General features: G+C 58.8%; 12 protein-coding genes. 4 read left to right on the top strand and 8 right to left on the bottom strand.

The genetic code is table 11. The features are described from left to right. The 4 genes from FJ956_RS30110 to FJ956_RS30095 form a co-directional block, all read left to right on the top strand. On the top strand, positions 1-428 hold a 428-nt coding region (locus FJ956_RS30110; RefSeq protein WP_140782013.1), incomplete at its 5' end, for a TOBE domain-containing protein. Further along, a complete protein-coding gene (locus FJ956_RS30105) occupies positions 425-1,285 on the top strand; it encodes an ABC transporter permease (RefSeq protein ID WP_140676605.1) in 861 nt (286 codons plus the stop codon). The genes FJ956_RS30110 and FJ956_RS30105, both read left to right, overlap by 4 nt. Next, complete coding sequence (locus tag FJ956_RS30100) at positions 1,282-2,076, top strand: ABC transporter permease (protein WP_140676601.1); 795 nt, start codon at positions 1,282-1,284, stop codon at positions 2,074-2,076. Before FJ956_RS30105 ends, FJ956_RS30100 begins: the two co-directional genes overlap by 4 nt. Before the next feature lie 70 nt (positions 2,077-2,146). Beyond that, on the top strand, positions 2,147-3,553 hold the full coding sequence (locus FJ956_RS30095; RefSeq protein ID WP_140676598.1) for an MmgE/PrpD family protein: 1,407 nt from the start codon (positions 2,147-2,149) through the stop codon (positions 3,551-3,553). A 427-nt stretch (positions 3,554-3,980) separates the two neighbouring features. Here the strand turns inward: FJ956_RS30095 and FJ956_RS30090 are convergent, their stop codons facing one another. The 8 genes from FJ956_RS30090 to FJ956_RS30055 all read right to left on the bottom strand — a co-directional run bounded on the left by FJ956_RS30090 (position 3,981) and on the right by FJ956_RS30055 (position 11,467). Then, on the bottom strand, positions 3,981-4,673 hold the full coding sequence (locus tag FJ956_RS30090) for a hypothetical protein (RefSeq protein WP_140676595.1): 693 nt from the start codon (positions 4,671-4,673) through the stop codon (positions 3,981-3,983). Between the two features lie 50 nt (positions 4,674-4,723). Then, positions 4,724-5,791 carry an aldose 1-epimerase family protein gene (locus FJ956_RS30085; protein WP_140676592.1) on the bottom strand — a complete coding sequence of 356 codons (1,068 nt, stop codon included), beginning with the start codon at positions 5,789-5,791 and terminating at the stop codon, positions 4,724-4,726. After that, positions 5,784-6,629, bottom strand: coding sequence for an inositol monophosphatase family protein (locus tag FJ956_RS30080; protein ID WP_140676590.1), 846 nt, complete (start codon positions 6,627-6,629; stop codon positions 5,784-5,786). The genes FJ956_RS30085 and FJ956_RS30080 overlap by 8 nt, the downstream gene beginning before the upstream one ends. A gap of 74 nt (positions 6,630-6,703) precedes the next feature. Continuing rightward, the gene (locus tag FJ956_RS30075) at positions 6,704-7,531 is read right to left on the bottom strand and encodes a glycerophosphodiester phosphodiesterase (RefSeq protein ID WP_140676587.1); all 828 of its coding nucleotides are present in this window, start codon (positions 7,529-7,531) and stop codon (positions 6,704-6,706) included. Positions 7,532-7,580: 49 nt separating this feature from the next. Continuing rightward, complete coding sequence (locus tag FJ956_RS30070; RefSeq protein ID WP_140676584.1) at positions 7,581-8,402, bottom strand: carbohydrate ABC transporter permease; 822 nt, start codon at positions 8,400-8,402, stop codon at positions 7,581-7,583. Continuing rightward, the gene (locus FJ956_RS30065) at positions 8,402-9,277 is read right to left on the bottom strand and encodes a sugar ABC transporter permease (RefSeq protein ID WP_181170181.1); all 876 of its coding nucleotides are present in this window, start codon (positions 9,275-9,277) and stop codon (positions 8,402-8,404) included. Before FJ956_RS30065 ends, FJ956_RS30070 begins: the two co-directional genes overlap by 1 nt. A gap of 85 nt (positions 9,278-9,362) precedes the next feature. Beyond that, positions 9,363-10,631: a sugar ABC transporter substrate-binding protein gene (locus FJ956_RS30060; protein WP_140676578.1), complete on the bottom strand. Its 1,269-nt coding sequence runs from the start codon at positions 10,629-10,631 to the stop codon at positions 9,363-9,365. A 62-nt stretch (positions 10,632-10,693) separates the two neighbouring features. Then, positions 10,694-11,467 carry a DeoR/GlpR family DNA-binding transcription regulator gene (locus FJ956_RS30055; protein ID WP_140676575.1) on the bottom strand — a complete coding sequence of 258 codons (774 nt, stop codon included), beginning with the start codon at positions 11,465-11,467 and terminating at the stop codon, positions 10,694-10,696. Positions 11,468-11,898: the final 431 nt, after the last annotated feature.

Genomic DNA, 11,898 nt, shown 5'->3' with positions numbered 1-11,898 from the left:
TGTTGATGAAGGGCGGGAGGGTAGAACAAATGGGGCAACCCTACGAGATGTATGAGCAGCCCAATGGCCATTTCTCATCAACATTCCTGGGTCGGGCCAATGTCTTTGCCGGTGCCGTCGAAAACGGCACCTTTGCCATGAAGGATCTCACTTTGTCGGTGCCGCTCGGCACAAAGGACGGCAAGGCCGAATATATCATCCGTCCGGAAAAAATCGATTTCGCTTCGAACGGTGGCCTTATACGCGGCCGCACCACTGCGCGCGTATTTCTGGGCAATCACTGGCTCTTCCAGGTCGAGACGCCGCTCGGTGTCCTGCATGTCACCCGCGCCAATGATGCGCCCCCCAAGGCGAGCGAAGGCGATGAGGTTGGTCTCGTCTGGGCGTTGGAAAATGTCCACATTGTTCCGCTGGAGGGCAAGGCATGATCCGGCGCTTCAACGCCCTGCCTTATTGGCTCGCCGCGCCGGCCGCCCTGACCATGCTCGCCCTGATCGTCATTCCGCTCCTCATGGCGTTCTCACTCAGTTTTCATGCTTCATTGCCCAATGGCACAATCTCCCCGGCATTTACCGCGCATAACTATGCCAGCATTGTTACGGACCCCTACTATCTTAAAATATTCGCGCGCACCTTCATCGTTGCCGTGGTCGTTACGGCCCTGAGCATTCTGATCGGCGTGCCGGAAGCCTATGTCTTGAGCCGGCTGTCCTCCGGCTGGCGCGCCATCTCCATCGTCATCGTGCTCGGACCGCTTCTGGTTTCGGTCGTGGTGCGCACATTGGGATGGGCGATTTTGTTCGGCAGGGAAGGCCTGATCAACTTGGCCCTGCTGGGACTAGGGCTGACCGACCGACCGGTTCAGATCATGTATACCTATACCGGCCTGATCATCGCTATGACCCATGTGCTGGTGCCGTTCATGGTGCTGGCGGTCTGGGCATCGTTGCAAAAGCTCGATTTCGCGACGGAGCAGGCCGCAGACTCGCTCGGCGCCGGCTATCTGACGGTGTTGCGCCGGATCGTCTTTCCTCAGGTCATTCCAGGCGTGCTCTCCGGAAGTCTGATCGTCTTCGCGCTGACAGCGGGGGCCTTTGGCACCCCGTCGATTATTGGCGGCAGACGCCTGATGATGGTGTCAACCACTATCTATGACGAACTCCTAAGCTACGTAAACTGGTCTATGGGCGCCGCCTTGGCCGCCGCATTGATGGTGATCGTGCTCGTGATTTCGCTTGCGGCCAATCGCTTTATCGAGCGTCGTTACAAGCAGGTCTTCGAATGAAACGTCTTCCCGTTCCGCTCCTTGTCTTTCACGTCCTTTTTGCTGTGTTCATGCTGGCGCCACTGATCGTGGTCGTGCTGGTGGCGTTTACCGACAAGGGCTATATTGCCATGCCTTTTAACGGCGCGTCGCTGCGATGGTTCTATGCCATCCTGAACCATCCGGAGTTCATAGATGCCTTCTATCACAGTCTTGCCCTGGCGGCAGGTTCTGCGACGATTTCGGCCCTGCTTGCGCTGCCGACCGGAATAGCAATCGCCTGGAACAGGTTCTACGGGCGAGAGGCCATTCTCGGCCTCCTGCTCTCTCCCTTGATGGTACCCTCCGTAGTTCTCGGTATCGCGTTGCTCCGCTTCCTCGCGCAAATCGGCTTCACCGGCACGATGACGGGTCTGGTCATGGCGCATGCGGTCTTCATCCTTCCCTATGTCCTCCGCTTGATCCTATCGGCAGCGGTCGGGTTCGACAAAAGCATCGCACAAGCTGCGCATAGCTTGGGCGCATCTTCGTGGACGGTGTTCAGTCGCATCGAGTTGCCGCTGCTCGTGCCGGGTATCGTGGGAGGCTGGATCATCGCTTTCATCACCAGCTTCGACGAACTGACGATGACCGTCTTCATCGCCGCGCCCAGCACCCAGACGCTGCCCGTTATGCTCTATGCCTACATAACGAATACCATCGATCCGCTGCTGGCATCGATTTCCACGGTTCTGATGGCGATGACGCTGGTTCTCATGCTTGTGATCGAGCGCTTCTACGGCCTGGACCGCCTGCTCGGAGGCCAATCCTAGCTAGTGCCGTTGTTTCGCAATTCGCCAGCCAATCATAGCAGACATTCACTTCTGTAGGGGGCCTTCGTTAATGAAACAATCTGCCACCAAAACTGTCGCCACCTACACCGCAGACAGCCGTCGTCCACCACAGGAAGTGGTCAAGCAAGCGAAGCTCCACATCGTCGACACGCTGGCCTGCATCTATGCTGGAACGGGGACAGATGCTGTAAGGATTTTAGCAGTGACAAATAGTTGGGCTGGCACGCCCACAGATATTCCAGTGCCAGGCTGGGGATATGCGAAGACTTTGGATGGCGCTGCTGAGCTGCTCGGAACGGCGGCTCATGCTCACGACTTTGACGACACGAGCTTCAAAACTATACTTCACCCGAGCGCCTCCATTGTCGCTTCGTTGCTGGCGACGGCGATCGCCCTTTCTGGAAATCATGCGAAGGAGCCAACAGGCCTCGACTTCATTCATTCTTACGTAAAGGGCATGGAGGTTGCCTGTAAGGTTGGCGAAATCCTGGGGGATGATCTTACCGACCAGCCCTTTCACACGATATCGACACTTGGGCTCTTGGGCGCTGCCGTCGCGTGTGCTTCTCTGCGTGGCCTTGACGCCGGCAAAAGCGAGGTTGCGCTGGCCATTGCCTGTTCCCATGCCGGCGGAATACTCAACAACTGCGGTACGATGGTGAAGCCACTACACTGCGGTCTGTCGGCAAGGGGCGCGTATATGGCGGCAGCCTTGGCCGAAAATAGGTTTACGGCCATAACCGACGCGCTTGAGGGGAGCTATGGCTTCTTTAACGCCGTCACAGGTGGCCGGCGCTCGGACATCGAATTGCCATCGATCGACATGCGAGGAACCGACCTGCCACCGCTAACGGGTGAGCATTTCGAAATCGTCAATCCTGGCATCGAGGTTAAGCGTTATCCCTGCTGCCAGGTAGCCCATACGGGCATCGACGGAATGAGAAAACTCCGGGAACGGGAAGGTTTCGACATCGGTAAAGTCGAGAAGATCGTTTGCTATGTCTCTAGCGAGAAGCGAATAAGCTACCTTCATTGCCCCGATGCAAAGACACCAACAGAGGCTAGGTTCAGCATGAACTTTGCCGTAGCTACAGCCGCGCTTTATGGCGACGTGACGCTGGATCATTTTAACAAGGACCTCCTTGCCTCCAAGGACTTCCGCCAACTCATGGCTCTCGTAGAAATGCGCCTCCAAGACAAGAGCGAGGAGGATGCCGTGGACATCGAAGTTATATTCAAAGATGGCCGCCGCATGAGCGAGCGTGGAACTTACAAACCTGTAACCTGGGATGATATCGTGAGCAAGTTTAACAGTTGCATGGGGCATGCATGTCAACCCGATGACCCCAAGCCCATCCTTGCTGTACTCGAGAAACTGGATGTTCAAAAGGACATAAGCGGCATTTTCCTTCGGGGAATCGATCTCCACGTAAATCCCGGACGGTGGCTGCCCTGATGCCGCATCTCGTGATTGTCAAACCATACATTCTTGCTTGGTGGTGGCGGCCCCGGTCGGCTTCGACCGCAGCGTCGTGTAGGCCAAAGTCGCTCGGCGCGTTGCTCGTGTTCGCAAGCACCGAGTAGCCCCTGATCTTGGCCGGCATCGCCGGCGGCTGATTGCTGGCCTTCATCACCAGTTTTCGACGAGCTCACCCTAAGTGTGTTCATCGCCTCGGAGCGGGATTCCAGCACTACATGCGCTGCGGCGAGAAGGCGAGGCTACGGCCGCGGGTCTTCGGTTTGGCCGTCGAAAGCTACTCGAAATTCGGCAGCTTTTGATATTGCCCCGGTCGTTTACAGCGGTATGGCGAAGTACCGTGCAAGTGAGTAGACAGCCGGCGCACCTAGCAAGGGACAACCCTCAACGTGAGTTCGCGACCCTCCTATTTCGAGTGGCCTCGTGCGGCTGAAATGACCTCCTCGGCCAGGTCGTGCCTGAGCATTTCAATTGGCACGCGGCCGTCCAGGAGAGGGCAGGGGCGTGTCAGCCACAGCCATGCGAGCCTGGGATTGGCGATCGAGGCGAGCACCTGCCGTATCCCCGGCGCCGGCCGGCAATCCACGAACTGGGCCAGCGGGAACACATGCTTGCGCGCCCCCTTGCGCAACGCCACCACGTCGTTGTGGCGTTGCCACCAGTGCAGTGTCGATCGCGGTATGCCGTAATGCTCCTCCAGGTATGTCGGTCCAGCGACTTGCCCCGCCCAATCCTGGATGCGCATGCAGTCGCCTTGCCGATCGCCCGCCCTTGGGGCGGCGTGCGTTGGCGTCTCCCCGGCTGGCGCCCCTGGCGGGGCCTCGCCGGCGCCGGCATCGAGGCGCCGCGCTGCCTCGGTCGCGAGCCTGTCGACGAAGCCCGAGGCCAGGGCTGCCAGGTCGTCATGGATCGCCTGCTGACGCGCAGGCGAGGACAACCTGCCAGGGGCGATCCTGCAGTCGCCCTCACAGGACGCGGACGAACCGTGTTCCTTCATGACCTCGTCGTAGCGGGCCAGGACGCGCTGGACTTCCTTCGCCACCAGGTTTGAGAGCTCATCCTGGCGGGGCTCCTCTTCAATGTCGGGCGATCTGGTCATTCCGTGGCTTCCCCTGCGGAAAAACGTCTAGGCCGCAAAAACCTCGCGCATCAAAACAACGCCTGTTCTCCGGTCGAGCCGAGTGACAGCTCGACCTTGTACCTGGCGGTCTCTCCGGCTTCCAAAGTGAATGAATCGCCTACAGCATTGTTATCCGGGTCGAAGCGCCAGGCTGGTTCCAGGGCAAAGGCATACACGCCCGACTGAAAAGCTCTCCATACGCCAAACCTTGGAAGGTCCTTACGTGAAAATGTTAGCCCCACGCGTATTCCTCCCAGCAGGGCGCCGTTGCGAAGTTCAATGGAGGCGGTTGGGAGATCGGAAACGACGGGTGTCTCCTGATAGTAGTCGACGAAGTCATCACGGGGTCGTTTGTCCTCGCCATTGAACGCGGAGGCCAACTCCTCACCTAGGTCACCAGAGATCTGCGTCACCTCGTCGAGAAACGGATAGCCAAAGTTCACATGATAGAGAATCGCATGCGGCGTGGGCCGGAAACCCTGGTTCTCGACAACGTCTTCAATAACGATGACGTTGCCGAAAACTTCGACCTCTATGCGACGGCGCAGAACTAGGTTCTCTCCGAATACCGAACTTTGTCTGACAACGCCTTCGGCCCATATTGTGGGGGCGTCTCTGCTCCAGTCGATCCCATAGCCCGCAAGGATAGCGCGCTGGCTGGAAATCCGTCCGTGCAAGGGATGGAAGACCTGCTTTCGGTGGTTGTGGATAAAGCGGTCGGTGTCATCTCGACGGGCGCCCCCCACATGGTCTAGGCCGCAGGTGACGATGAAGCCATCAAAATTTCGGCAGAAGCCGATTCCATCTTCAGCATCGAGCGGATTCGGCGGCCACGGCAGGCCGTTGGCGCTGTTCCACCCGATATTGACCCCACGCCAGGTCGCGCTTGAGACATCGAACCCGCGATCGACAGCGATTTCGATTCCAACACCGGCCGCGTTGCGAACGACAAGCAGGCGCTGTCCGCGTCCTGGCCCGTCCTCCACCTGCAAGAGGCGAATGTCGGCAACACCCCGTCCGTCGACGGTGCGGCGCCGCAGTTCTGCTCGCGAGAGTTCATGAGCTTCGCGGAAGCTCGCTGGGGGTGCGCTAGTCATGGGTTGCTTCGCTTGACATCAGGGTTGCCGCCGACACCTTGGCGAGCAGAGGGCGCACCTTTTCGAGGAATGCTTCGCTGCCGCACGCGAACCGCAGCTTTGCATCTAGGTCGGTATGGTCCCAATCTATTGTGTGGGACACGCCGAGGTTGTCCAGTATCGGCAGTCCGGCCATCACGTCCCAAGTGGCGTCACCCAAAGCCACGTAGCCGTCTGTTTCGCCGGTGGCCACTTCCATCAGGGAGAGGGCCGACGAGCCGCAGCAACGGAAATTGATGCGAAGTTCGTCCGAGATGAAGCGCATGACTTCGAGACGGTCCTGAGTGGCGATAGAAGGATGCAGACCGATTCCCATAGATGCTCGTGACAGATCGAGTGGGGACACGGATGACACCGGTTTGCCGTTTAGCAGCGTGTCGGCGGATTTGCCCCCGGTCAGCAACTGATGGCGGACAGGGGCATAAATCACGCCAAAGACCGGCCGACGGTGTTCATAAAGACCAATCGAAACCGCCCAGTTTGGGCCGCCACGCACGAAATTGAACGTCCCGTCGATTGGATCGATCACCCAGACCCGCCCTGAAACGCCGAGAATGTTGCCGCCTTCCTCGCCGAAGATGCCGTCGTCGGGAAATGCGGCGCGCAGCCTTTCGATCAGGAACACCTCGATCTCGCGGTCCGCCTTGGTGACGAGGTCGAGGTGTCCCTTCCGCTCGACTGGGAGGCTCGCCAACGAACGAAAGTGGTCGAGCGCAATTTCGCCAGCCTTGCGTGCGATCTCCTCGACAAGGGACTCCATCGTGCTTTTGTTCGAGGTTGATCCATTTGACTTAGCCATAAAGTTCTTTCCTTGGCTGACCCTCGGGCGCCAACATGCGCACTGCAGATAGCCTTCGCGACGCGGCTTGGCATTCAGGGGGCAGGATCCAGCTCGGCGACCTTGAGTCCACACCCTGTGACGAAATCAACGGCCCAGCCGACGTCGTCGCAAACCAGCATGTCGATCAGTCCAGCGCGCAGATAGGCATCGAGTTCTTCGAAATAGTCGACGCCATAACCGCGCCTGAGCGCGAAGAACTCCGGCCGCGGCAAGAAATGACTGACCCCGATATTGGCGGCGTGAAGATCGTCCGCGATCTCCGGCGCGAACTGCGGATAGTCCGTGTTCATGACGTCCATCGACGCCGAACGTGCGGCAGCTGCCGGGTCGACCAGGCGGTGGTAGTTGATGCCCATCGTCCGCATCTTCGGGGCGATCCGCTTTATGTCGCGCAGCCTCGTCCAATCAAACGAGCTGATCAGCACGCGGTCGAACATGCCAGACTGCCTCAGAAGTCCAACGACCTCCTCGAGATAGGCTGTGCCCTCGAACTTGTCCTTGATCTCGACGATCAGTCCCAGGCCGAGGTCGCGGCAGAAGGTGAGCACGTCCTCGAACGGTTCGATCGGCTGGCCTGCGATAGGCGCGTCATCGCGCGCCTTGGTGCGAAACCCGGCGATTTGCGCATGGTTCAGCTGCGAGATGAGGCCGGCGCCGCTCGAGGCATTGTCGAGTATGTCGTCGTGAAACACCACGAGCCGATCGTCCCGCGTCATCCGCAGGTCGATTTCGCATAAAGAGGCGCCGAACTCCGCTGCGTGGCGGAAGGCGGGGCGACTGTTCTCGTGACCATCGACGCTATGGCCCCGATGGCCACAGACGAGAATGCGCCCCGAGCGGGAGGGGAGGAGATCAAACATAGGCGAACCTGACTGGTTTGCTGTACTTGAGCATGTTTCGCCGTCCCGGTTATTTCAGCCCGCTCCTGGCGAAGCTGGCGATGAATTGCTTCTGGAGGATGAGGAAGATGACGATCATCGGCAGTGCGGCCATCACACCCGCCGCCATCACGACGTTCCAGTCGGTCGTATATGTTCCGCGCAGCAGTGCGAGACCAGGTCCCAGGGTGAGTTTGTCGAGCGACCTGTTGACGACGATCGGCCACAGAAGGTCCTTCCACTCGGAAAGCACTGTCAGGATCGCCAGCGACACGACACCGCTGCGAGCGACAGGCACCACGATCGTCGTCAGGATGCGGAGGTGAGAGGCGCCGTCCATCCGTGCCGCCTCGACCAGCTCCCGCGGAACGCCCCGGAAGAACTGGTAGAGCAGAAACACGCCAAAGACGTCGAACACTGACGGCAGGAACAAGGCGACGAGCGTGTCCGTCATCCGAAACGAAGCGATGATGGCGAAGTTGGGAACGATGAAGATGTCCCCGGGGACCATGAGCAGTGCCAGGATGAGAATAAGGATCACCTGCGAACCCGGCACCTTGATGATGGCAAGCGCGTAAGCGGCCATCGAGCAAACCACGAGCGTGAAGATCGCACGGCCCGTGGAGACCAGGATGGTGTTGAGCAGCAAGGTCAGGAACGGGATTCGATCGAACACTTCCTCAGTTCCCGCGAGCGTCGTCGGCGCCGGGATGATGCTGGGCGGAACCTGAAGCGTCTGGCCAGTCGTCATCACGCCGGTAGCGACCATCCACGCAAACGGCGCCAGGATCACGAGTCCCGTGGCAATGACGAGAGCGTAGGTCCACCAGCCGACGCGATACTGATGCTGCATCAGCCGTCCTCCCCATAATGGACAAAGCGGCGCTGAACGCGGAGCAAGATGACGGAGACAGCGAGGATCAGCACGAGCAGGAATAGCGATACCGCTGCTGCGTAGCCGCGTTGGCCGCTCTCGATGAATGCGAGGTAGAAGTAGTAGTAGACCAGCGTAAGCCCGTAGTTCATCGACACCGACTGGTCGACTGGTGGCAACAAGAGATAGACGACGTCAAACAGCTTGAGAGTGCCGATCGTCGTCGTGAGGATCACAAAGAACAGCGAAGGCGTCAGTAGTGGCAGCATGATGTTGAAGAACCTGGCGAGCGGGCCGGCGCCGTCGAGTGTCGCCGCCTCGTAGAGATCCGGCGAGATGTCCTGCATGCCTGCATAGAGGACGATCGTCGGGACGCTAAAGGACAGATAGACGACGAGCAGCGAAACAACGACGGTGACGCCGTTCGCGCTTCCGAACCAGCTCACCGGCGCGGCGCCGATTGCTTGTATGGCCGCATTGACGAGACCGTACTGAGTCTGAAACATCCACCCAAAAACGAGGATGATCGCCGTCGGCAGGCAGACGGCGGGCAGGAATATGATGGCCCGGAACGCCGACTCGCCGCGGAAGCGGTACTGCATGAGTGTCGCCAGCAACAACGAGACCAAGACTACGCCGGGCACCGAGATCGCGGCGAATTTGAAGGTGTTGATGATCGCAATACCAAGCTGGCTGTCGGAAAGCAGCTCCCGGTAGTTGTCCAGCCCCGTGAATTTCGGCGCTCCGAAGGCCCCGGCGTTCATGAACGACAGCCATATGTTGTAGCCGAAGCCGTAGAGGCGAAAGACGAGCAGCCCCGCCAACAGCGGGATCAGGAACAGGTAGCCGATCATCGCCTGTCGCCACCGCAGAGTGCGCCGCGCAAATGCGCAGCGCATTCCCGCCATGACGCCGTAGGAACGCCGGACGTCCATGCTATCAACGCAAAGACTTGTTGAGGATGTCGTCGATCTGCTTCGCCGTATCGGCCGCCGACACAGATCCCGAGTAGAAGGCTCCCATCACCGAACTGTTGATCGTCGGCAAACCAGTGAGGACCTTGGGATACTGCGTGGTGGTCCTGAGGTAGCTTTTGTCGCCTGCCGCCGAGAGCGCATCTTGGAGACCAATCAGCTTCTCGTTAGCCTTCACGAACGCTGCCCGCGCCGCTTCCGAAGTGTTCGCCGGAAGTCCCGCTCCGCCTTCGGCGTGAAGCACCGCGCCGTCGTCCGAGGTGAGGAACTTGATGAGCTGCCAGGCTTCGTCTTTATGCTGCGAATTGGCGTTCATGACGTAGGACAGCCCGTTGGTGTCGCTCGCCCACGAGCCGTTCTCGGCGGGAAGTCGCACGGCGTGGAAGGTGCCACTCGGAACATCCGCCTTGGAAAGGAGGCTAAGGTTCCAGGACGGAATCTCCGCCATTGCGAGCTTGCCCGAGATGAGCGCATTCACAGGATTGAAGTCCGAGGAATCGGCGATCTTCAGGATCAGCCCGCTATCCTGCAGCTCCTTGACCATATCGAGAGCCTTGACGCCTTCGGCCGAGGACATAGTGCCCTTGCCGTTGGCGATCACTGCGCCACCCAACGAGTGAACGAGGCTCGCCACGCCATTGTTGAATGCGTAGTTGTAGTAGAGGGGAACGTCAGCGGTCGAGGTCTGCTTCGCTTTGATTTCCGCTGCGATCCGGACCATGTCTTCCCAGGTCCAGTCCACCTTCGGTGGCTCTACGCCGAGAGTCTTGAAGATCTCAGCGTTGTAGATGAACACCCAGGCATCGAAATCCTTGGGGATGCCGTACTGCTGGCCATCGAAGTTATAGAGGCCGGTGATTTCCTTTTTGTACCCATTCAGGGATACGCCGTCCTTCTTGATGAATTCGTCGAGCGGCTGCAACGCGCCGCCATTGACATAGTAGGAAGCCTTCGAACTCTGCCACATGACGTCCGGCCCTTGGCCCGCGCCTAGCGAGGCATCGAGCTTGGTGTAGTACTGATCCTGCGGCACCTGCCCGAGAGAGACATGGACCGCCGGGTTCGCGGCCTCGAAGGCATCGACCGCCTTCTGCACACCTGCCTTCTGGGCTGGGTCCCAGATCATAAGGCTCAAGTTGACGTCGGCGCCGAAGGCCAGATTGACGGCTGACGGCGTTGCGAGCGCTGCGACACTCGCTGCGACCAGAAATCTTCTACGATTGGTCTTGAGCATTCGGTTTCCTCCTCAATGTTTTGTCTAGACGATGGTGTTGAGTTCGCGCGGGCCATCGACCCCTAGTTCGCGATGACGAACTTCCTCCGAAGCTTTTCAGGCGCGGTAGCGATGATGCTCCGGCCGCCGGCGTCGGTGACAATGGCGCCCACGTCCTCGATCTTCGTGACGACCGAGAAGCTCGGTTTGGTGAACTTCGAATAGTCCGCCACCACGATAACGCGGCGCGATACCTCGATCATTGCTTGCTGGATGCTCGCGTTCACTGGTGAACCCGTGAAGATCAAACCGCGATCGAGGTCGATCGAAGCGGCATTTAGGATGAGTTTGTCCACGTTGAATTGGCGGATGAAATGCTCCGCCAAAGGACCCCGGAAGGACCGGTTTATCTCCGCGTACTCTCCCCCGACGGCATAGACGCTAGGCGCCTCGCCACGAAGCAGTTCAGCGATGATGTCGGATCCGTTCGTTATGAACGTTAGACCTGCGCGAGTCCTGAGAAGCTTGGCAACTTCTAGTGCGGTTGTGCCGGCATCGAGCAGAACCGTGTCTCCTTCCGAGATCATCACAGCGGCGGCGGCGGCAATTGTCCTCTTTTCCGTGAGGTGCGAGATGGCGCGATCAGCGTTGCTCGGATCATTCGACACTTGATTGATGCTGACGGCGCCACCATGCGTCCTGCGCAGGAGGCCGGCCTCCTCCAACTCGCCCAAATCTCGCCGCATGGTCGCAACCGATACCTGAAAGCGCTGCGTCAGCCCGCGAATGTCGAGAAAGAGCTCATCACGCAGAAGCTCGACGATTTTCGCCTGACGGTCTTCGGCAGTGTTCAGCAAGGGGCTTCCCTCAATATTCAAATTTCAGATGACTTATATCGCTCATAGCGAGCGAAATGCGTCTCTGTCAAATGAATAGTGGGTGACGGTTTTATGACGCTCAGACAATGTGTTATGACAAATAGCCGTGAATGACGCTACAGCCTGGCTTTGATTCCCGCCCGGAAACAATAGCCTAGAGTGAGCGATATCGATCATAACGCTGACGCGAGGAGGTGGGTTGGTTGCACAGATGTGGCGGGTCAACTTGATCAAGAGTCCCACCCATTACCTAGTTGTCGAGTTTGCTCAAACCGGGCCGGAACAGGGCTGCTTGCCGACTTTCCCTGTTTGGTGTAATAAAATGTCGTAACTTACACGTAATTACCGACGATTTGATACATGACCGAATCCGTAGAAACCTCTCAGCGTGACATCGCCGTGCAGCTGCT

This window comes from Mesorhizobium sp. B2-4-3 (genome assembly GCF_006442815.1).
Taxonomy (GTDB): Bacteria; Pseudomonadota; Alphaproteobacteria; order Rhizobiales; family Rhizobiaceae; genus Mesorhizobium.
Note: the sequence above shows the minus strand (reverse complement) of the source record. Positions and strands in the feature narration are given on the sequence as shown.